Here is a 21645-nt window from a genome sequence, read left to right as displayed (position 1 = left end):
CATCAGAATGCCTTTTTTAGACCACAAGTTAAAACGCCGGTAGATGGCGCTCCAATCTCCAAAAGTTTCTGGCACATCGCGCCATGGGCAACCGACCCGCATCCGGTACAAAATGCCTTCGAAAGTATTTCTGTGTTCCGGTTTGTCATAAATGCGGCCTGTTTTAAGCATCAATCTGATTAGCTTTGACCAGCACTCGTCTGTTAACATTGTCCTTGGCATGATGGGTTGTCATGGTTAGTTTTTGGCGAAAGTAATTGTACCAGCCCATCATGCTGTCTAATAATCCATCTCGAAAGATCAACAAGCCCTAGTATTGGTGTAGCTTTATATCCACAGCACGGTGCCACCGCTAAAACCTTAATAGCCTGTGCGGATAATGCGATGTATTTGGCAAAAAATGCTGGTGGTAACCAGGTTGTGCTTAGTGCTGGGAGGATTGAAACACGCTAGTGTCGGCGCTAAATCGTCTTTTTGCGTAAGCTCTGACCTAAGTGTTGAAAATAACGTAGCCACAACGTACTTAGCGTTGTAGTGATATGTTCATCAGGGTATATCCCCAATTTGGCAGCCTCGCTTTTTAAGGTGCCCGCGACTAAAAAGCTATTTTTAACAGGTTGGCACTGAAGCACTTTTTCAAAAGCGCGTGCTGCTATTTCTTCTGGCATGGCCAAATACAGTTGCTGGCGTTTTTCATCAAGCTGTCGACAATGGCGGAAAAAAGCACTCTCACTTTTACCATCCTCAGATAAGAATAATGCCATAAACGCTTGCTCAAGCAGGTTATTTAATGGATGAGGATGCACTGGTATGGACTCTAGCCAACAACGTGTAGCAAATTGATTGGCGGGCGGCAGCTGGCGAAACAATTTGCTGGCGATATAGTGATCAAACGCATGAAACCACTCATGGGCCAAACTACCGCCGCCGGCATTTTTTGCTAAGGCTAAAATACGGCCCTGTGGCTGGTAATGGGCGCAAACCCCACGCTGGCCACCTATGCCGAAAGTTAATGCCAGGCTGCCGTTGAGTGAAATAACTTGTTCAGGCACTTGCAACAATAACTGTAGGTCACAAAGCGCATCGAAAAACAAATTCGCCGCGTGTTGCTGCTCAGCGGCGTTAACCCAGCGGCCAATATGAATACTGTTAAAACCAAATATTTTAACTAAATCACCAAAGCTGACATCAGCACCGGCCCGGTGTGGCGGGCCGTTACGATAGTATTGTTTGCGCAGTGCGGCGGACACAGTTTTTAAACTGACGGCGCGCTGTTGGCATCCAGCATAGCCAATGCCAGCGCTTCGGCTACTTTAATGCCATCGATACCGGCTGATAAAATACCGCCAGCATAACCTGCGCCTTCGCCCGCAGGATAAAGACCTTTGATATTAACACTTTGATAATCGGCACCGCGCTTAATACAAATAGGTGAAGAGGTGCGGGTTTCAACTCCGGTAAGTAAACCGTCTGCTTTGGCAAAGCCTTTAATTTGTCGATCAAATGCCGGTATGGCCTCACGCAGGGCGGTAACGGCAAAGTCAGGTAATGCTTGTGCTAGGTCTGTGAGTGTAATACCAGGAGTATAAGAGGGTTTAACATCACCCAGTTCAGCAGAAGGCTTGCCAGATAAAAAATCACCAATTAACTGTGCCGGCGCATGATAATTTTCGCCGCCCAGTTTAAAGGCCAATGCTTCCAGCTGGCGCTGTAACTCAATACCTGCCAATGGATGGCCAGGATAATCGCGCTCAGGGTCAATACCCACCACGATGGCGCTATTGGCATTGCGTTCATGCCTGGAGTACTGGCTCATACCGTTGGTAACAACACGGCCTTGTTCCGATGCTGCTGCGACCACTGTACCGCCCGGACACATGCAAAAGCTGTAAACGGTGCGGCCATTATTGCAATGATGCACCAGTTTATAGTCGGCCGCTCCTAAAATAGGATTACCGGCGTTGGGACCAAAACGGCATTCATCAATCATTGATTGTTCATGCTCAATGCGAAAACCAATTGAGAATGGTTTAGCTTCGACATAAACGCCCTCGTCATACAGCATTTGAAAGGTATCCCGCGCACTGTGGCCAACTGCCAGCACCACATGTTTGCTGTTAAGTTGCTCACCACTTGAGAGGGTTAAACCTGTCAAGTGGTCATTGTCGATGTGTAGTTTATCTACCCGGCTGCTAAAACGTATTTCGCCGCCTAAGGCAATAATGTTAGCCCGCATTTTTTCTACCATTGCCACCAGTTTAAAGGTGCCGATATGCGGTTTACTCACGTACATAATTTCATCTGGTGCGCCGGCAGCAACAAACTCGCTCATTACTTTGCGGCCATAGTGTTTAGGGTCTTTTACCTGGCTGTACAGCTTGCCATCAGAAAAAGTACCCGCGCCACCTTCGCCGTACTGTACGTTAGACTCGGTGTTCAGTTCTTTGCCGCGCCAGAAGCCAAAGGTGTCTTTGGTGCGCTCGCGTACTTCTTTGCCACGCTCTAAAATAATCGGTTTAAAGCCCATTTGCGCTAACAATAAACCGGCAAATAAGCCACAGGGGCCAAGACCAATAACAATAGGGCGCTCGGTTAACGTGGCTGGCGCCTTGGCAACAAATTTGTAGCTGGTATCCGGTGCTGGCTTAACATGCTGATCTTTGGCAAAGCTGTTCAGTAATGCGGTTTCGTTATCTACTTCAATATCCAAGGTATATATAAGATGAATATCGGTTTTTTTGCGGGCGTCAAAGCCGCGTTTAAACACATTAACGCTGTGTAATTGCTCCGGTTTAATTTTTAGCTTTTCGACAATGGCGCTATTAATCGCATTTTCGTCATGGTTTAACGGCAGTTTTATTTCGGTAAGACGCAGCATAAGGGTTCCGTATCGGTGTCATTGCATACTGGCATCAAGCCAGTAGCTCACAAGATGGCGCTATTTTACGCCAAGCTAGCTTGATTGTCCGTAAAGGTTTTTTCAGCTATTTGATTTTTCTTTGTGCTGCAGTATGATCCTCACCTTAAAACGTCTGGAAACTGTGACTTTATGGCTTTTGTGGTACTGGATAATTGCATCAAGTGTAAATACACCGACTGCGTGGCGGTATGCCCTGTAGATGCATTTTTTGAAGGGCCTAACTTCCTGGCAATAAGCCCAACCATTTGTATTGATTGTGGATTATGTGAGCCAGAATGCCCTGCCAATGCCATAGTGCAGGAAGATAAGGTGCCGCCAGAGCAGCATGGCTTTATTCAGCTTAACGCTGAATTGGCAGACGTTTGGCCAAATATCATTGACGTTAAAGCGGCGCCTGCTGATGCAGATAGTTGGAATGGCGTGCCTGATAAACTGCAATATCTGGAATTGGAATAGCCCGGTTAGCGCTTAGCAGGTGGTGCTAGTACCATATCAAATACCCAGGGCCTTAATGCTACCAGTAATCCTACCCCTTTTTTATCTGCTGGCCCGGTTGCCATATCTAACTCTGCCAGTTCGGCAAACTGCTCGCTTAATTGGTTTAAGCGGCGCTGCAGAATACTGATAGAGGCACTGGATAACTCGGCTGTTTCCAATCGTAACCAATGTTCGGGGGCGGTAAAACTATTATCAATAAACATCATTTTTATCTGCTGTTCATAGCGCCGTCGCACCGGGCCATTTAGTCGCCATTGTATATCGCGTGCTACCAGCAACCGCACTTTGTTATGAGGCTGAAGTTCTATCAATTTCAAGCGGTCCAGTGTGGCCAGCAGCCGGATGCCTTTAAGCTCGTCCAGCTGGTACTGGCTATTAATATCTTCAAATTGCCAACCGTTTAACAGCAGGTACAAATACGTCAGTAGCGTTGGGTCATCTGCAAGCGCCTGCTCCTGCGGCATACTTAATTGCCTTGGCAGACTGTTCTTTGCCAATGTGCTGCTTTTCGCCAGTTCATACAGGTTGGTATCCAAAACCCGGCAAATTTGCTCCAGCCGGCTCAGGGTAAAATTCTGTTGGGCAAATATACGCTTAACGCTGGCCTCGCTTAATTGAAGTTGCTCGGCGAGCTGACGATAACTCATGCCTTTAGTTTTAAGGCTGCGCTTTAATGCTGTAATCAATTGACTGGTCTGGTTCATCAAAGTCGCCTTATCTGCCGCCATAGGTAGCGTAATATAATACTCTGTTTATTTGTATAGCATAATGTAATGCCTGTCAGCTAGTGTTGGCCCACAAACAAGCAGCAGGACTTATTTTTATGTGCCAAAAGCCAGAACACGTAATCAGGGTTAATGATGTGCATGCCAAACTCAATTCAACAGTTATGCAGCGCTGTATCCAGCCAGAAACCATAGCAGAGGTAATCAAGGCTGTGCAGCAAGCAAATAAAGATGGCAGCATGATAAGTGTCGCAGGTGGCCGGCATGCCATGGGGGGGCAGCAATTTGTAACTGGTGGTGTGCTGCTGGACCTGAGCAAGTTAAATCAGTTGCAGCATTTTGACGCTGAACTGGGGCAGGTCAGCGTACAGGCTGGTATTCAATGGCCGGACTTAATGCGTAAACTGCATGTTATGCAACATGGCTGTGCCAACCCCTGGGGTATAAGGCAGAAGCAAACCGGTGCGGATCGTTTAAGTATTGGCGGTGCAATAGCGGCAAATATCCATGGCCGGGGGTTGGATATGGCACCTTTTATAGCGGATGTTGTTAGCTTTGAGTTTGTTAATGCTGATGGCGAGCTATTGCATTGTAGCCGGCAGAGCAACGCTGAGTTATTCCGGCTAGTGGTTGGCGGCTATGGTTTATTTGGTATTGTTGTCACCGCAACCCTGCAATTGGCACCGCGTCAACAGGTTGTTCGTGAGGTTGAGCTGTGTAGCTTGGCTGAAATGATCGAGGCGTTACCGCACCGAAAAGCATCTGGATATTTATATGGCGATTTTCAGTTTGAGACTGCTCCTGATTCTGCTGGCTTTTTACGCCATGGGGTATTTTCCTGCTACCGTCCGGTAGAGACAGCCGCGATAGCGAAGCAACAACTCAGGTTGAGTAAAGCCAATTGGCAACAGTTGTTGTATCTGGCTCATACGAATAAAGCTGAAGCCTTCAAGCGCTTTTCCGAGTTTTATCTGGCATCCAATGATCAGCGCTACTGGTCAGATAGTCATCAGTTGAGTATTTACCTTGATGATTATCATGTAGCCTTAGACCAACAGTTAGCCCGCGGTTGTGCCGGTAGCGAAATGATTACCGAGCTTTATGTGCCGTTACCGGCGCTGGAACAATTTATGGCGGACTGTGCGGCAGATTTTCGACAACACAAGGTCGATTTAATTTATGGCACAGTGCGGTTTATCCGGCGCGATGCTGAAACAGCTTTGGCCTGGGCGCAGCAAGACTATGCCTGTGTCATCTTTAATTTGCATATTGATCATCAGCCTGAGGCTGTGGCTATCGCTGCGACACATTTTCGGCGCTTAATTGATATTGCCATCCGTTATCAGGGCAGTTACTTCCTGACATATCATCCTTTTGCGACTAAGCAGCAAGTCCTTGCCTGCTATCCACAGTTTGCTGAATTTTTGCGGCAAAAACGTCGCTACGATCCGGCGTTGCGATTTCAAAGTAACTGGTACCAACACTACAGTGCGCTGTTCAGTGAGGAATTAACATGAGCAATACCAGTTTACTTATTTGTGCCAGCCAGTGCTGGCCAGGATCGCCAGCTAATAGTCTTAGCCAGCAGCTGGCTAAGCAGGTTTTACAGCGCAGTGGCTGGCGTGGCCGAGTGCTACTGGCCCTGCAAGGCTGGCGGGGTGGCAGAGCTTTACTCACTGGCCTGTTGCAGTTTAGCTTGCCTGGAATTATGGCCCATTACGGGTGGCGAAAACAGCATATTGTGTCATGGATTGAACAACAAATTGAACAGCAAAATACCCAGCAGTTAGTCATTGTTGGTGCGGGTTTTGATGGGTTAGGTGCTATGTTGAGTGCAAAATACAGGCAACTACAGGTAGTAGAAATTGACAGAGTCGCTACCATCAATATAAAGCAGGACGTTCTGCGGCAGCTACATGCATTGCGGCCAAATCTGTGTTTGAAAGCGGCTGATCTTGGCCGTCGCAGTCTGGCGCAACTGTTAGCGGATACTGCCGAGTTTTCGGCAGAACGGCCAACGCTGATGCTAGCTGAAGGTGTACTGATGTACTTGCCAGAGACGGCAATTAATAACCTGTTACAGCAAATGCGGCAGAGTGTGAATGCTCCGCTTCAGCTTGTCGCCAGTCAGATGCAGTTAGACCAGCATGGCAAGCCCCGCTTTTCACAGCAGGGCTGGTTGGCCGATATGGCGCTGGCAATCAGCGGTGAGCGGTTCGTATCAGGTATAACGCCACAAGCGTTACCTGGTTGGTTAGTTAATCTGGGGTTTAACCTGCAACAGTTGGTGCCTGCTGAGCAACCGGAAAACAATGATCCCTGTCCGGGCGAGCTATTATTTTATGCCACTGCAAAGTCTGTACCCTAATGTTAACGTCAGGCTCAGTTTTGCTTCGAGTCTGGCGTATCGTGCTCTACTTTGTAAATAAAGTAGATAGCGTAAAATGCACATAAGCCAATTACAACGGCTAAGCCGGTAAAAGAAATAAAGATTACCGGGTCGTTAATAAACTGCTGCCATATATTCATAGCCAAATCCTCACACTAAATTGATATGCTCAGTGTAGATAACGGCAGTAAACTATTAACTGACTTAGATCAAATATTGGCTAGGGGTTTATGCCAGTTGGGCGATAGCTTGACGCAGATCAAATAAAGGCTGCTGATAGCTTATGGTGTTATCTGTAAGTAATGCGAGATAGTGATCAAGCAGTGGTGAGGTAACACGAGTTAGTGCAGGGCAGTGCTGCAGTAATAGCTGTTGTTCAAGTTTTTCCAGTTCTAATTCAGCTTGGAGCAGGGTCTGTTTTAGCTGCTGTTGCTGGGTGAGTGAGAGCGTTGCTAAGTGGCTTTTTCGGCGCAAGGCGCGCAATGGTTGGGTAAACTGGCGACTAAATTGCTCAAGTTCTGCAGTCAGCTGCAACAGTTGCGGCTGAGTGAGACTAAGTTGCTGTTGCTCCAGATAGCACAACAGCAACAGCAAATTGATATTCACGCCTAAGTTATCCTGCCACTCCAGACAGAGTGGCTGTACTTTTGGATACAGTGCCAGGCTGAACTGCCATAGCTGTTGCTCGGTTGGTGCTGTTGTTATGATGTTGCCGCTGTCAGCCATTGTTTTTCCAGAACAGCTCGGTTTGCTGCTCCAGTTCATCCTGTGCCATAAACCAGTCTTCTTCAATGCTGCTTAGGCTGCTGCTGGCGGTAGCTTGTTTGGCGAGCAAAGCAGTAAGCTCTGCTTTACGCTCAGCACTGTAAATATCAGCATCAGCCAACTGCTGTTCGAAAGTGGCCAATTGCTCGGTCAACTTTTGCTGCTGCTGTTCCAGCTTTTCCACTTTTTGCTTCAGTGGCCTGAGTAAATTGCGTAAGTCGGCTTCCAGTCGTTTCTGATCTTTACGAACAACATTGCTGCTGGCAGGTGTATCGACCTGAGCATTACTGGTGCTTTGCCGGGCATCTTGCTGCAGCCATTGATAATAATCCGTTAAATCGCCGTCAAACGGGGCCACCCGGCCGTGGGCTACAAGGTAAAATTCATCAGTACAACTGCTTAGCAGATGACGATCGTGCGAGACAATAACGATAGCGCCTTCAAACTCCTGCAATGCCATCACAATGGCTTCGCGCATATCTAAATCAAGGTGGTTGGTCGGTTCATCAAGTAGCAGCAGGTTCGGGCGTTGGTAGACAATCAGCGCTAGAACTAAACGCGCTTTTTCGCCACCAGAAAACGGTGCGCAGGCTTCCAGTGCTTTGTCGCCATGAAAACCAAAGCCACCGAGAAAATCACGTAGCTTTTGCTCGGGCACTAAAGGGTCCAGCCGCACTAAATGCTGCAATGGTGAATCTTGCGGGCGCAGGGTTTCCAGCTGGTGCTGGGCAAAATACCCCAGGCTTACGCCATTGGCATACCAGATATCCCCGCTTTGCGGCTGCATGCTGCCCGACAGCAGTTTAATTAGGGTAGATTTACCGGCACCATTGCGCCCTAACAAACCGATACGGCTGCCAGGGAGTAGTTGAAACTTAATCTGACTTAAAATGACGTGATCTGCATAACCAGCCTGCACATTTTCCATTTTCAGCAGCGGGTTTGGCAGCGATTTTGGCTCGCGAAAACTAAAACTAAAGGGGGAATCAACATGGGCTGGCGCCAGTATCGTCATTCGTTCCAGCGCTTTTATCCGGCTTTGTGCTTGCCGGGCTTTGGTTGCCTGCGCCTTAAAACGGTCGATAAATTTTTGCAGATGTGCGACTTGCCGTTGTTGTTTATCAAAATTAGCCTGATGTTGTGATAATTGTTCAGCACGCTGACGTTCAAATTGACTGTAGTTGCCCTTGTATAACGTTAAGGTTTGTCGCTCGATATGCACGATGTTATCGGTTACTGCATCAAGAAAATCGCGGTCATGGCTTATAAGCAACAAGGTGCCCTGATAATTACTCAGGTACTTCTCCAACCACAGCACGGCATCTAAATCGAGGTGGTTTGTTGGCTCGTCCAATAACAGTAATTCAGCACGCTGCATTAATGCTTTGGCCAGGTTTAAGCGCATGCGCCAACCGCCGGAGAATGACTTTACAGCTTTCTGCTGAGCATCACCGCTAAAACCAAGGCCATCGAGCAGAATGCCGGCTTTTGCTTCTGCCCGATAGCCATCCAACGCTTCTATTTGCAAATGTACTGTGGCTAAATCACTTTCACTACACTGGCTTCGGGCTTTTAATAGCAACGGGAACAGCTTTTCATCGCCTTGTAAAACATAATCCATGGCGCTGCAGTCCAGCGCCGGTGTTTCTTGTGCAACAGTAGAGATGACCCAACGTTCTGGAATATTAATGTTGCCGGCATCGGCATGCAGTTTTCCAAGCAACATGGCAAACAAGCTGGACTTACCGCAACCATTAGCACCAATTATTCCCACTTTTTGTCCTGGAAATACGGTAAGATCGGCGTTGCTAAATAAGGCCTGTGGGCCGCGGCGCAGTTCAACCTGCTGTAACTGAATCATGCTTTTACCTGTAATACTGAATTAGGCTGCTAATTTAACCGTATAAGGCTAACAAACCAAGGCTTGGCCTGTAAAATAGCTGCGACGAACGGATGGTGAATACAATGACAATACGTAAAAAGAAACGCTTTATAGCTGGCGCAAGCTGTCCAAAATGCAAAGCTGTGGACACGATGATGTTGTTCTTGGAAAACAATGTTGAAAAGGTAGAATGTGTTGAATGTGGCCATCAGATGGTACAGCCCGAAGCACAAATATCTAAAGCCAGCCGTGCTGCCGAGCAAGTTATAGGCGTTTTTAAGCCAGAGTAAATAGCACTCTGTTGTAAATGTCCCGTATTACCCTACTCTGTAAAAGCTTGGGCGGTGAAAAGTAACAGATAGCCAATTTCCACAATCCTGATAGTCCAATGGTAGAACTTCAGGGATGAAGTTCATACCAGAGTCATAGGGCGTCTGTTCGTTGCTTATCTTCTTTGCAAATGCTGTGGCTGTTTAATCATTATCTATGCAAATATTAATAATGCGGCGGTGGTGGCTCTTCTTCAGGACGAAGTATGCCTTGATCATCTGGCAAGTTACGTAACTTCTCTGCCAGTAACATAACTTGCTGATGTAAGCGTTCGATTTTTTTCTGGTGCTCCAACAGTTCATTGCTCAGGCAATTAACCGTATCTTCCTGAAAGGCCAGTTTGTTTTCCAACTCTACAATGTGTAGCTGCAGGTCTTTCTCATTTGCTGTCATGTTTAATCTCCCATACTTCGGCTATGCCACTGGAGCTTTCGCTAATAAGTTGATTGTTGTTTAAAAAGCTCACGGCATGCACTACAGCACTGGCAGGGCGGCTATCAGGCCTTACAGATACTTGCCATTGTTGTAGTTCCAGACCGGTTTGTACATCCCATAAAGCCAACTTACGCGTTGGTGCGCCTGTTGCCAGGTATTTGCCGTCTGCACTGAAATTAACCGCACTAAATACTTGTTGCCGGGCGTTAAACTGTAAAGCACTAACCAACTTGCCGGTTTGGATATCCCAAATTTGCGCCAAGTTTTGGCTGTCAGCGGTAAAGGCATAACGCCCTTGTGGATCTAACGCTACCTTGGTAACCCGGCTTGGGTGGCTAAAGCTGTAAATAATCTGCGCGCTTTGGGTGTCCCACAAGTGAGCTTTATAATCATTTCCGCCTGTTAGTGCATAGCGGCCATTCGGAGACATCGCGACACTGTTAATGCGTTCGGTATGGCCTAAAAACTCCAACCGCCTGCCGGATGCGAGCGTAATATGTTGTACGCCGCCATTACTTTTACCAATGAGAAGATGAGCCCCGTTGTCAGACACAGCTATATCCCGCACAGTTGCCGCGTCAAGCTGCCAAAAACCCTGGTTTTTGCCTGTTGCTATACTCCACAGCGCATAGGTATTTTGGTCAGCAGTAAAGACGTGACTGTTATTGTGGCTAATAGCCAGACTAAAGACTAAATTTTCGGCATTATCCTGATGCTTCCACTGAAATTTTAACGCATTATTTTTTACATCCCACAGTGCTACACCATCTTGAATAGAAGACACTGCAGCAAATTGGCCATCATCTGATAGTGCTGCCGCGTAACTCCCTTGAGCAACATGCGGAAATTGTTGCAAGGGGGCTTCTGAATTGAGTTTTTCACAACTCGTTAGCAGTAATAGCAGAAAAAAAGCAGGATATTTCATGTCGGGTGTTAACCTCCAGAGCACAAACCGTTAGTATAGGCCAGTTCATTGGACACTATTAAAACATACTTTTGCAGCGTGGCTGCGTAAATATTGGAGAACCGAATGCGCTTAGTTACAAAAATGTCTCTGGTCGCCATGGCCGTTATGACTCTTGCTGCCTGTCAAAAAGAAGCAGAGCAGAAACCTGCCGTACTAGACACTGATGAAGCAAAACAATCTTATAGTTTAGGTGTGTCTGTAGGCCGTTATTTGGACAGCACACTGGAAGACTATAGCAAGTTGGGTTTGACTGTAGATCGCGAATTAATTTTACGTGGCGTACAAGACGCCGTGGCTAATAAAGCTTCACTGTCGGATGAAGAGGTGCAGGCTATGATGACTGCGCTGGAAGAAAAGTTCCGTGAAAAACAAACCGCTATGGTTGAAGCTGAAGCAGCAAAAGCTATTGAAGCTGGTAAGACTTACTTAGAAGAAAATGCTAAGAAAGAAGGCGTTACGGTAACAGAATCAGGCTTACAGTATGAAGTGCTACAAGCGGCTGAAGGTGCTAAACCAGCAGCAACTGATACGGTAAAAGTACATTACACCGGTACGTTAACTGATGGCACCAAATTTGATAGCTCGGTTGACCGTGGTGAACCTGCTCAGTTCCCGTTAAATCGCGTTATCGCTGGCTGGACTGAAGGCGTACAGTTAATGAATGTAGGGTCTCGCTTTAAATTCACTATCCCAGCTGAACTAGCTTACGGCGAACGTGATATGGGCGTAATTAAGCCTAACAGCGTGTTGGTGTTTGAAGTTGAATTACTGGAAATTGTTGAGACAGCTCCAGCTGAAGCGCAATAATAAGTTTGTAAAAATAGTAAAAGCGGCGTCAGCCGCTTTTTTATTGCCCGAATACTACATAGAAACTGTGGTATCGGTATGCTTTTCGTATAACGTATCGATTAATTGATCTTCATATTCGAAGCGATCCTCCAGCGCCTGGCCCAGTTCCGATAATTCACGATCAAAGGCGCCACTATGTCGGGTACTAAGATGATCCGCGTACAAATCATTAAAGTTTAGCGCTAAATCGGTTGATATCGCTATCTTAGGATATAAGCTGTCTGCTAGCTTTCTGCTGTCAGTACCATTTACGGCACACTCCGATACGATACGTTCGTACACTTCGAAATGCCCTGCAGACAGATAATCAACTAATAACTGACAAAAAGACTGCACAGCTGCTTGATCTGGTAAGGTGGTACGTTTGTTGTCAAATGGTGGCAGGGCAGCAAGTTTACAGTAACTTACAATAAGCTGTTGACGCTCATCCAACCAGTTGTCGATGGCGGTAAGTGAGCCACCCCATTTTTGTCGCGCTGTATGCACACGAGTGTACATTGCCTTCTCCTTAGGTGCAGCGACCATGCTGCTGTAATGTCTAATTAAATGAATTTCGCAGCAAAGATCAACCGTTTTTTTATTGGTCAGCTCTGTGAACGGCATTATGATAGCCAATCTTGACAGGTTACCTCAGAGAAGCACTTATGATCAAACATAGTATTAGTTTAAGGCCGAATCAGCAGGGACTGTGGTTTGTTATTAACCGTGGCCGCATTTGGTTAAATGCCGTTGGTCAACTTCCCCAGGGTGAATATGGCAGTTTAAATTTGTCAGCTGAGCCTGAGCAGATATGTTGGTTGGGCCGGCGAGGGGCTGAAGAAGTGTATTTGCTTATTAATCACGATCATATCGCTAATGAAGATGAGTGGGTATCTGCACGAGAATTTTTGAATATGGAGGAGGAGCTGTTTCAGTTTGCTGCCAGAGCGGTGCAGGTTGCACTATTTTTGCAAACACACCGTTTTTGTGGCCAATGTGGTAGTGCAATGGCTTTGGTCAACTGGGAATTGGCTGCACTATGTAATAAGTGTGGGCATCGTTGCTATCCGCGTATTGCACCTTGTGTACTGGTGGGTATCGTAAAAGATGACAAAATCTTATTGGCACGATCAAGTCGGCACCGTATTGGTTTTTTCTCTATATTGGCTGGTTTTGTTGAATCGGCAGAAACGTTGGAACAAGCAGCAATACGTGAAGTGAAAGAAGAAGTAGGTGTCGATATTACCAATTTGCAATACGTTGGCAGCCAACCCTGGCCTTTTCCATATTCTTTAATGACCGGCTTTATTGCGGATTACGTGGCTGGAGATATTGTTTGTCAACCGCAAGAAATTGAAGAGGCAGACTGGTTTGCGCTTGATGACTTACCTGAAGTACCTCCCCTGCAAACGCTATCTGGGCAAATAATTGCTCAGATAAAGCAAAGAGCAGGCAAATAAAAATCTTTCAGAGATTTTTGCAATGCTAGGGACTTGCCTTAGTGGTTTGTGGCATGGATGGCAGACAATAAAAAAGCCACATAATGTGGCTTAACTAAACTGTATCAAGGTCCCGTTAAAACGAGCTTCTTACTTGTTATTCTTCACTAGCGCAGGGATGTTATAGCAGATGTCATTATTGAAGACAAGCAATGAACACAAAAAACCTGAACATAGCATTTACAGTGAAAATATAGGCGCAGCGCTGACACGATGCTAAAATGACTACAATTTTGTGAATGGCGGGCAAACTATGCAACTCAAAAATGATCGGTATCTCAGGGCTTTATTAAAACAACCGGTAGATCGCACGCCGGTATGGATGATGCGCCAAGCGGGCCGTTATTTGCCGGAATATCGTGCTACGCGGGCAGTGGCTGGTGATTTTATGTCACTTTGTAAAAACCCTGAGCTGGCATGTGAGGTGACATTGCAACCATTAAGACGCTATGCGCTGGATGCTGCAATTTTATTTAGTGATATTTTAACCATTCCGGATGCAATGGGGCTGGGTTTGTATTTTGGTGAGGGTGAAGGGCCAAAATTTCAGCGACCGGTGCGCGATTTTATCGATATTGTTAACTTGCCAGTACCTGATCCAGAACAAGAGTTACGGTATGTAATGGATGCTGTACGTACGATTCGACGTGAGTTAGATGGTAGTGTCCCTTTGATCGGTTTCTCTGGTAGTCCTTGGACACTGGCTACTTATATGGTTGAAGGCGGTAGTAGTAAGACATTTGGCATCATAAAAAAAATGATGTTCAGTGAGCCGGAAAGTCTGCATTTGTTGTTAGATAAACTAGCCCAGAGTGTAGTGCTTTATCTTAATGCACAAATTGCTGCAGGCGCGCAATCTGTGATGATTTTCGATACTTGGGGAGGCGTATTAACGCCGCGCGACTATCAAGAGTTTTCGCTAGGCTATATGCAGCAGATTGTTGATGGTTTAACTCGCGAAGCTGATGGACGTAAAGTCCCTGTCACATTGTTTACTAAAAACGGCGGAATGTGGCTTGAAGCAATAGCCAATACAGGCTGTGATGCGCTGGGTTTGGATTGGACCATTAATATTGGTGATGCGAAGGCCAGAGTTGGTAACCAAGTTGCACTGCAAGGAAATATGGACCCATCTATATTATTAGGCTCTCCTGAACGAATTAGGCAAGAAGTTCAAATGATATTAGACGGTTTTGGCCAAGGCTCTGGACACGTGTTTAATTTAGGTCATGGTATAACACCAGACGTAGATCCTGAACGGGTGAGTGTATTTATTGATGCGGTACACTCATTCAGCCGTATGTACCATATGAGCTCAGAGATTACCGAATAAATAAACAAACCCCGGCAAAGCCGGGGTGTTTTTTTAGTTATTGTCAGCTGCAGCCGTTTGGTAGTCAGCCAGTAGGTCTTCAAAGTTCTCTATAGTCCAGTTTCTTTTTCTGGCTTCTTCTACTGCTTGACGTAGCATTGACTCACCACGTCCTTGTTGCCCTAGTTCAATAAAGGCAACCCCTAGCGTTGACAATAAATTTGGATTATTAGCGTCAATAGTCCGCCCTTGCTCCGCCAATCTAATCGCTTTTTGCGGGTCGTGAAGTGTTGGGTCGTCAGACATAGCAAGTAATGCCGCGTACTCAGCAATAGCAGGCATATATTCCTTCAGCGCGGCAACTTCCAGATAACCAGCTGCTTTACGAGGATTGTAATTTACATTGTTGCTGTCGAGTAATTCCTGCGCCAACAAATAGGCAGCTTTCGGATCGCCACTGTCTGCCGATATTGCCAGCCAATTTACTGCCTTATTTTGGTCCCGATCACAACCGTTGCCAGATACAAGACATTGGGCAAGTTTATATTGGGCTTGAGGATACCCATTTATTGCCGCTTGCAGATACCAAGATAACGCATCGGTGTCAGTCACGATTCTATTCTCTATCAAAAGCCCATAAAGATACTGATACTTAGCCGACTCTGCCTTTGCGGCTGCTAGTATTGCTGCTAGATATTCCTCGTTCTCTCTATCAAATTTACGAGATTTACTACCAGAGGACGCTTTAATTTGGAAAGTATGCGACTGCATTTCCAACCTTATAGCATCTCCGTAGATGTCTTTAGGCGGCTCAAAGCGCCAACTTTGTACGGCTTCCTTCACATATTCAGTGATTGCATCAACGGGGAAGGATGCAACAATGTTGATATTATCTGTTATACCGTCTTCTGTAATATCGTAATGTACAACAGCCCAAGCGGATACGCCCGCTCTCTCGAAATAGTTGGGGAATTCGGGATCTTGCTGGCTAATAACTTTGACGCGGTTATTTTTTACTACATAACGATTAGCCGTGGGATATAGATTGCCGTCTAATGCATCTTTACCAAATTGTTTATTAAGGCTAGTGAATACTTCCTTACCTTCCATCCGAGAAGGTAGCTTCGTTCGCAATTCTCTATACTGTTTTTCTGCAAGCGGATGATTGCGTTCTCGCGCAATCAATGCCCACGCATATGCCAGATTAACATCGGGTTCAACGCCCAGTCCTTCAGCGTACATCCGTGACATTAAAAACTGGGCTTCCAGGTGACCCAATTCAGCCAAGGTTTCTAACTGAGGTTTTGCCAGGGCATATTCCTGCTGCTCGAACAGGCTTTTTGCCGTGGGGAAATCCGCATGAGCTTGCCATGATAGCGCGCACCACAACAGCATCAAACTGTACCGAAGCTGTACCATAGATAACTCCAAAAAACGTTTTATTTAATTATTATGTATTTGAGTTTACAACGATTTATCAAGCAAAACAAAAATAAATGTTGCAGCAAATAACTGTTTATTATCTTTATTAATATCAATGTGTTACCTAAAAAAGCCGGTTTAGCCCATTTAGAGCCGCTACCCGATAAGCCTCGGCCATTGTAGGATAGTTGAAAGTGGTATGAACAAAATACTCTAAGGTGTTTCCGCCATTTTTCTGCATCATAATGGCTTGCCCAATATGGACAATTTCTGCAGCGCGTTCACCAAAACAATGAATTCCCAAAATTTCTAGCGTGTCACGGTGGAACAGCAGTTTTAAACTGCCAACATTGGTATTTGCTATTTGAGCACGTGCTAAGTGCTTAAATTGCGCCCTGCCTACTTCATACGGAATTTTGGCTGCCGTCAACTCCTGCTCTGTTTTACCTACCGAGCTCATTTCTGGGATGGTGTATATACCAGCAGGAATGTCAGCGATAAGGTGGCCATCAAGATTACCCTTCACAATGGCTTCGCCAGCTAATCGGCCTTGATCGTAAGCAGCGCTTGCCAAGCTGGGATAGCCAATAACATCGCCAACCGCATATATATTTTCTACATTGGTTTGGTATTTGTTATTTACCTTAACCAACCCACGGCTGTCAGATTGAAGTTCCACTGACGCAAGATTTAGCATGTCAGTATTGCCGGTACGACCATTGGCAAACAAAAAGCAATCAGCCTTCATTTTTTTGCCAGACTTTAAATGTAATACAACGCCGTCATCGGTACCTTCGATACGGTCGAATTCTTCGCCATGGCGAATGGTCATGCCAGAGTTCCAGAAATGGTAGCTCAACGAGTCTGATATCTCGGTATCCATAAAAGACAATAATCTGTCACGGGTATTAACCAAATCCACTCTTACGCCTAAGCCGCGGAAGATAGACGCATACTCACAACCAATAACTCCTGCCCCATATATAATAATATGCTTGGGGTCGTGTTGTAGCGATAAAATTGTATCAGAATCATAGATACGGCTATGAGAGAAGTCTACTTCTGCTGGTCGGTAGGGTCTTGACCCGCTGGCAATTACGATTGTCTTTGCTGATAATTCAAACGTACTGCCGTCATCACTGGTGATACGCAAGGTATTTTTATCGAGGAATCTAGCCTCACCCTGATATAACTTAACCTGGTTTCTGTCATAAAAACCTGTTCTTAAACGAACCTGCTTACGAATGACACCTGCTGCATGCTTTAAAATTTGAGAGAAGGTAAGTTTGGTATGTTGATCATCTAGCTGGAATAATGGATTTTCTTTAAATTCAATTAGGCGGCTTACTGAGTGACGTAACGCTTTTGAGGGTATGGTTCCCCAATGAGTACAACCACCGCCAACCGACTGATAACGTTCAACCGCAGCTACTGTTAAACCACTTTTGGCCAGGTACATAGCGGCACCTTCACCTCCTGGCCCAGTGCCAATCACAATAGCATCAAAATCAAAGTTGTTTTTTTTCGGTAACGTCTTCTTTCCGCTCACGCAACTATTCTCACTGTTATTACTGCAGTTACTTTGAGCATATCAGGTATCAGCCACAAAAAAAGAGACTGAAGGCTCTTTTTTACTGTTAACTAAATGCTGTAACGAGTCGTTGCCAGTGTTGTTGCTGTATCTGCATATGGTGTTTAAATTCCCGATAACGCACTTTAAAGTCTGCAGCTTGGTATTGCGCAACTAATTCCTCTTTACGTTGTCGCAACAGTTGTTTCTTCAGCTGGTAGTAATCCTGCATTCTTGCTAATAGCAATTCATATTCGTGTTCGAGCACTTGCAACAGCTGCTCTGCGTTGGGTCTTTTACTTACGTTTGCTATGGCGCGCTGAAGTTGCATTTTAGCTTTCGCTTGCTCAATACGTTCTTCAGGTACTATGCGAAGATTATGGGTTAGACCCAGCCATGACGCTGTTTTAATAAACCACTTTGTTGGATCAAATTGATACCACTTCACGCCATTGCGATAGTCAGACTCAAATATATGATGAAAGTTATGGTAGCCTTCGCCGTAGGTTAATAAAGCAAGAAAGCCATTATCTCTAGCGGAATTTTGATCTGTATAGGGCTGCTTTCCCCATATGTGAGCGAGAGAATTAATAAAAAAGGTAAAATGATGGCTTAACACTAACCGAAGAAAACCGGCAGATAACAGCATGCCTAATATATTCCCGCTGACAACGCCCAATATCAACGGGATACCAAAATTGGTTGAAATAGTTAACCACAGATAATTACGGTGTTGCCACATAACAATGGGGTTTTTCTGTAAGTCACGGACATTATTATAGTCAGTTTTATTTACTTCAGAATTATCACGCAGCATCCACCCAATATGGCTATACCAAAAGCCTCGTCCTGCAGAGTAAGGGTCTTTGTCATTATGATCAACGTGGCGATGGTGTACACGGTGATCTGCCGACCAGTGTAAAGCGCTGTTTTGCAGTGCGAAAGCGCCCCCAATTGCATATAACCATTGTAGTGCTGGATGTGCATCATAGGTTTTATGTGCCCATAACCTATGATATCCCGCTGTGATGGACATTCCGCAGTAACCTAAGCATATAATAGTAGCTATGACTTCGGCCCAACCGAAGCCAATTGTGAATGCGTACCATGGTACGCCGATGGCAGCAACCAAGGTGGTAATAGAGAACACTAGGACGTTCGTCCAGATAATCGGTGCTTGTTTCATATAGGGCCGCTTAGCTTACAAGTGTTCGCTCATTCTACTGGCCGAATTATTCCGGTCAAGGTATAAAGTAAAGCTTTACGGTGAAAAAAGGGATATCCGTGTCCAGAGCAGAACAAAAAGAGCGTACGCGGCGAGCGATAATTAATGCAGCGTTTTCTCAACTTAGTGCTGACAAAAGTTTTGCCAGCCTGAGTTTACGTGAAGTTGCCAGAGAAGCTGGGATAGCGCCTACTTCATTTTATCGCCATTTCTCAGATATGGATGAGCTTGGACTTACGTTGGTAGATGAGGCGGGTTTAATGCTTCGACAGTTAATGCGTCAGGCACGGCAGCGCATAGAGAAAAATGGTAGTGTGATCCGTACATCTATTGAAACCTTTATGGAGTTTGTTACCGGGCACAGTAATGTTTTTCGTTTATTGTTACGAGAGAGGTCAGGCACCTCTGCTGCTTTTAGAAGTGCTGTAGCCAGAGAGATACAACATTTTGTTGCAGAACTGGCCGAGTATCTTCGTAAAGAAACAACCTGCCCGGACGGCTTAGCCAGAGCGCAGGCAGAAGCAATGGTTACCTTAGTCTTTCATACCGGAGCAGATGCCTTAGATGCGCCTGCAGATCAATATGCTTATTTGACCAGCCGCACAATTACCCAGTTGCGCTGGCTGGCCCATGGTGCATCCAGTTACGGCCGTAAATTAAAAGACTAACGTTTACTCAGCCAAACACCCGTTTCAATGTGATGGGTATAAGGGAATTGATCAAACACCGCTAATTTTACAATGTCATGCGTTGTCGTTAATGTTGTTAAGTTTTGAGCTAATGTCTCGGGGTTACAGGAAATATAAATAATATCTTTAAACTGACTTACTAATTGCACGGTATCGGAGTCTAAGCCTGCGCGTGGCGGGTCAACCAATACGGTATTGAGATTCATATTGGCTAAATCAATGTGCTTAAGCTTGCTTCCTTGTTGTAATGCAGCTGATACATCTTCAGCAGACATTTGTAGCACTTGTAAGTTGCTCACATTATTCAAGCTAATATTATACTGCGCCGATTTAATGGAAGTGCGAGATATTTCAGTTGCAACAACGTTGTCAAAAAAAGGCGTAAGCGCGATAGAGAAATTACCGTTACCACAATAAAGCTCTAATAGATCACCGGATAATCCAGCTGCAATGCCTTTTGCCCAGGTAAGCATTTTCAGGTTAACACTACCATTTGGTTGAGTAAAACTGCCCTCTACTTGCTGATACTGTAAAACCTGTCCATCTAAATCAAACTGTTCTGTAACGTAATCGGTGCTTACCATAAGTTTTTGCTTGCGCGAACGGCCAATAAACTTCACGTTATAGTTATCTGCCAGTGTGTCAGTGAGCTGCTTTGCTTGATCCAGCCAACTGTTGGTGAGAGGTCGTTTATAAATAAGTGACACAAGTAACTCACCTGAAAGAGTGGCAAGGTAATCTACTTGATACAATTTATATCGTAACTCATGATTAAACTGAATATGCTTTAATAACACTGGCATGAAGTCTGCGATTGTTTTACAAGCCACAGGGAAGTGATCTATACGAACCTTGTCTCGGCTTTGTGGATCAAACATCGCATGGTAGATGTCATCGGCATCATGCCAAATTCTAAACTCTGCTCTTAAGCGATAGTTTGAGGGAGAAGATGGGTACACTTCTGGTTCAGGGTGATTAAAGTCATTAAGTAGCAGTTGTACACTTGATACCTTATCTGCCAGTTGTTGTGGATAGTGCTCTGGGAAAACCTGACCTACGCTCATGTATCACTCTGCCAAATCAAAACCGCTATTTTAAGCCAGACTGAACCCAGAACCAACCTTCAATATCAATTGAGGCTTATAAAGACAAAAAAGGAAGCAAATGCTTCCTTTTTTAGATGTTAAACGCTGTTATTCGTCCGTGTCGTCGTTATCCTGACGCTCTTTAGCTTCACGTACCTTTAAGGTACGCTCTTGAAAATTAAAATCATTTAACTTCTGAATCATCTTAGTTCCGTCTTTGGCGGCAACTTCAACAAAGCCAAAGCCTCTGCGGCGACCGGTTTGTCGATCTTTCATTAAACGTACATTAATAACAACGCCAAAACGTTGGAATAACTCTTTCACGGCATCTTCGTTAGCACGGTAGGGTAAATTACCTACATATAAAGTGGTGGTTTCACCTTTATACTCAGCTACTGATTTTGCTTCAGAGCTTGGTTCACTAATATTTCCTTTTACATCTACTAACAGTGGCACAAGTATGCCAGCCGACAATACACCTATCACAACGAGAATTTCCTGAGCAAGCCCAAGTACAGGCAGGAAAGTAAAGCCCAAATAAACTAACACAGCGAGCGCTAGTGTGTACGGCAAAGAAACACGTAAAGTGGGTAACATAATAACATCCTAAGCACTTATTCTATTTATCGGAATGCTTTATCAACTTAAAGCAGCCTTATCTTAGCGGTTGGATAATAAACCGCAACCATTAACAGACAACCAATTTCCACATATTTGTTGCTAAAATATGCAAAAAGATGATTTTGTAGGCAATCAGACGCTAAAGGTTTGTTTTTCGTATTTTACCACTTGCACGAGTTTCAAAACGCCCTATAATGCGCGCCATGCCACGGGGTGCTGCAGTAAGGGTGCTTCGGGTGAGTTAAGACGGTTTGCAAAAATCTTTAAAAAAGACGCTTGACAGACTGGCTTAAATCACTAAAATGGCGCCCTCGCTTCACGGTGGTGTTTAACACGGTGAAACAGGAAAGAAAGTCAGGTGTGACGAATGTTTTTAAAAAAGAATAATCGTCACGCTTGACTTAAAAACTGGGAAGTGTAACATACGCCTCCCGCTTCTAAGCGAAGCACGCTCTTTAACAATTAGCAATCAATCATCTGTGT

Annotated in this window: 24 protein-coding genes; 9 read left to right on the top strand and 15 right to left on the bottom strand. The window is 45.2% G+C overall.

The features are described 5' to 3' along the window. The coding region (locus tag H595_RS23935) for a transposase (protein ID WP_156886005.1) at positions 1-222 on the bottom strand (222 nt) is incomplete at its 3' end. A 6-nt stretch (positions 223-228) separates the two neighbouring features. On the opposite strand from H595_RS23935, the gene H595_RS23930 reads away from it, so the two are divergent. Next, on the top strand, positions 229-453 hold the full coding sequence (locus tag H595_RS23930; protein ID WP_084153628.1) for a diguanylate cyclase domain-containing protein: 225 nt from the start codon (positions 229-231) through the stop codon (positions 451-453). Positions 454-461: 8 nt separating this feature from the next. Here H595_RS23930 and H595_RS0116575 read toward each other — a convergent pair whose 3' ends face one another. After that, entirely contained in the window at positions 462-1250 is a 789-nt protein-coding gene (locus H595_RS0116575) for a CLCA_X family protein (protein ID WP_027672207.1), read from the bottom strand. A gap of 5 nt (positions 1251-1255) precedes the next feature. Next, positions 1256-2878, bottom strand: a complete 1623-nt coding sequence (locus H595_RS0116570; protein WP_027672206.1) for an NAD(P)/FAD-dependent oxidoreductase — start codon at positions 2876-2878, stop codon at positions 1256-1258. A 171-nt stretch (positions 2879-3049) separates the two neighbouring features. On the opposite strand from H595_RS0116570, the gene fdxA reads away from it, so the two are divergent. Continuing rightward, positions 3050-3376 (top strand): ferredoxin FdxA, encoded by a 327-nt coding sequence (gene fdxA, locus H595_RS0116565; protein ID WP_027672205.1) that lies wholly within the window; start codon positions 3050-3052, stop codon positions 3374-3376. Between the two features lie 5 nt (positions 3377-3381). Here the strand turns inward: fdxA and H595_RS22630 are convergent, their stop codons facing one another. Beyond that, positions 3382-4122 carry a helix-turn-helix domain-containing protein gene (locus H595_RS22630; protein WP_037055110.1) on the bottom strand — a complete coding sequence of 247 codons (741 nt, stop codon included), beginning with the start codon at positions 4120-4122 and terminating at the stop codon, positions 3382-3384. Between the two features lie 119 nt (positions 4123-4241). On the opposite strand from H595_RS22630, the gene H595_RS0116555 reads away from it, so the two are divergent. Beyond that, the gene (locus tag H595_RS0116555) at positions 4242-5660 is read left to right on the top strand and encodes an FAD-binding oxidoreductase (protein ID WP_027672204.1); all 1419 of its coding nucleotides are present in this window, start codon (positions 4242-4244) and stop codon (positions 5658-5660) included. Further along, a complete protein-coding gene (locus H595_RS0116550; protein ID WP_027672203.1) occupies positions 5657-6511 on the top strand; it encodes a class I SAM-dependent methyltransferase in 855 nt (284 codons plus the stop codon). The genes H595_RS0116555 and H595_RS0116550 overlap by 4 nt, the downstream gene beginning before the upstream one ends. 14 nt (positions 6512-6525) lie before the next feature. Here H595_RS0116550 and H595_RS23925 read toward each other — a convergent pair whose 3' ends face one another. The 3 genes from H595_RS23925 to H595_RS0116535 form a co-directional block, all read right to left on the bottom strand. After that, a complete protein-coding gene (locus H595_RS23925) occupies positions 6526-6672 on the bottom strand; it encodes a DUF3149 domain-containing protein (RefSeq protein WP_084153626.1) in 147 nt (48 codons plus the stop codon). 88 nt (positions 6673-6760) lie between these two features. Further along, positions 6761-7258 carry a TIGR02444 family protein gene (locus tag H595_RS0116540; RefSeq protein WP_051219956.1) on the bottom strand — a complete coding sequence of 166 codons (498 nt, stop codon included), beginning with the start codon at positions 7256-7258 and terminating at the stop codon, positions 6761-6763. Then, positions 7251-9158, bottom strand: coding sequence for an ATP-binding cassette domain-containing protein (locus tag H595_RS0116535; RefSeq protein ID WP_027672201.1), 1908 nt, complete (start codon positions 9156-9158; stop codon positions 7251-7253). Before H595_RS0116535 ends, H595_RS0116540 begins: the two co-directional genes overlap by 8 nt. Positions 9159-9262: 104 nt before the next feature. Between H595_RS0116535 and H595_RS0116530 the strand changes: the two genes are divergently transcribed. Further along, positions 9263-9469, top strand: coding sequence for a YheV family putative zinc ribbon protein (locus tag H595_RS0116530; protein WP_027672200.1), 207 nt, complete (start codon positions 9263-9265; stop codon positions 9467-9469). A gap of 205 nt (positions 9470-9674) precedes the next feature. Here H595_RS0116530 and H595_RS0116525 read toward each other — a convergent pair whose 3' ends face one another. Then, positions 9675-9902, bottom strand: a complete 228-nt coding sequence (locus H595_RS0116525) for a SlyX family protein (protein WP_027672199.1) — start codon at positions 9900-9902, stop codon at positions 9675-9677. Further along, on the bottom strand, positions 9889-10869 hold the full coding sequence (locus H595_RS0116520) for a WD40 repeat domain-containing protein (protein ID WP_027672198.1): 981 nt from the start codon (positions 10867-10869) through the stop codon (positions 9889-9891). The genes H595_RS0116525 and H595_RS0116520 overlap by 14 nt, the downstream gene beginning before the upstream one ends. Positions 10870-10974: 105 nt before the next feature. On the opposite strand from H595_RS0116520, the gene fkpA reads away from it, so the two are divergent. Further along, positions 10975-11718: an FKBP-type peptidyl-prolyl cis-trans isomerase gene (gene fkpA, locus H595_RS0116515; RefSeq protein WP_027672197.1), complete on the top strand. Its 744-nt coding sequence runs from the start codon at positions 10975-10977 to the stop codon at positions 11716-11718. A gap of 54 nt (positions 11719-11772) precedes the next feature. Here the strand turns inward: fkpA and H595_RS0116510 are convergent, their stop codons facing one another. Beyond that, positions 11773-12258 (bottom strand): Rsd/AlgQ family anti-sigma factor, encoded by a 486-nt coding sequence (locus H595_RS0116510; protein ID WP_027672196.1) that lies wholly within the window; start codon positions 12256-12258, stop codon positions 11773-11775. A 146-nt stretch (positions 12259-12404) separates the two neighbouring features. On the opposite strand from H595_RS0116510, the gene nudC reads away from it, so the two are divergent. Beyond that, positions 12405-13199, top strand: coding sequence for an NAD(+) diphosphatase (nudC, locus tag H595_RS0116505; RefSeq protein ID WP_027672195.1), 795 nt, complete (start codon positions 12405-12407; stop codon positions 13197-13199). Positions 13200-13491: 292 nt separating this feature from the next. Continuing rightward, positions 13492-14571 carry a uroporphyrinogen decarboxylase gene (gene hemE / locus H595_RS0116500; protein ID WP_027672194.1) on the top strand — a complete coding sequence of 360 codons (1080 nt, stop codon included), beginning with the start codon at positions 13492-13494 and terminating at the stop codon, positions 14569-14571. Positions 14572-14604: 33 nt separating this feature from the next. Here the strand turns inward: hemE and H595_RS0116495 are convergent, their stop codons facing one another. The 3 genes from H595_RS0116495 to H595_RS0116485 all read right to left on the bottom strand — a co-directional run bounded on the left by H595_RS0116495 (position 14605) and on the right by H595_RS0116485 (position 18728). Next, entirely contained in the window at positions 14605-15969 is a 1365-nt protein-coding gene (locus H595_RS0116495) for an energy transducer TonB (RefSeq protein ID WP_027672193.1), read from the bottom strand. Between the two features lie 127 nt (positions 15970-16096). Next, positions 16097-17521, bottom strand: coding sequence for a Si-specific NAD(P)(+) transhydrogenase (sthA, locus tag H595_RS0116490; protein WP_027672192.1), 1425 nt, complete (start codon positions 17519-17521; stop codon positions 16097-16099). Between the two features lie 88 nt (positions 17522-17609). Continuing rightward, a complete protein-coding gene (locus H595_RS0116485; protein ID WP_027672191.1) occupies positions 17610-18728 on the bottom strand; it encodes a fatty acid desaturase in 1119 nt (372 codons plus the stop codon). A gap of 98 nt (positions 18729-18826) precedes the next feature. Here H595_RS0116485 and fabR point away from each other — a divergent pair, with 98 nt between their 5' ends. After that, positions 18827-19435: an HTH-type transcriptional repressor FabR gene (fabR, locus tag H595_RS0116480; protein ID WP_027672190.1), complete on the top strand. Its 609-nt coding sequence runs from the start codon at positions 18827-18829 to the stop codon at positions 19433-19435. On the opposite strand, the gene trmA is transcribed toward fabR, so the two are convergent. Together trmA and H595_RS0116470 are read right to left on the bottom strand one after the other, a co-directional pair. Continuing rightward, positions 19432-20520 (bottom strand): tRNA (uridine(54)-C5)-methyltransferase TrmA, encoded by a 1089-nt coding sequence (trmA, locus tag H595_RS0116475; protein WP_027672189.1) that lies wholly within the window; start codon positions 20518-20520, stop codon positions 19432-19434. The genes fabR and trmA overlap by 4 nt on opposite strands. A 129-nt stretch (positions 20521-20649) precedes the next feature. Next, positions 20650-21138 (bottom strand): RNA recognition motif domain-containing protein, encoded by a 489-nt coding sequence (locus H595_RS0116470; RefSeq protein ID WP_027672188.1) that lies wholly within the window; start codon positions 21136-21138, stop codon positions 20650-20652. Positions 21139-21645 lie beyond the last annotated feature (507 nt).

The sequence above is a fragment of the Rheinheimera baltica DSM 14885 genome (assembly GCF_000425345.1).
Classification (GTDB): Bacteria; Pseudomonadota; Gammaproteobacteria; order Enterobacterales; family Alteromonadaceae; genus Alishewanella; species Alishewanella baltica.
Note: the sequence above shows the minus strand (reverse complement) of the source record. Positions and strands in the feature narration are given on the sequence as shown.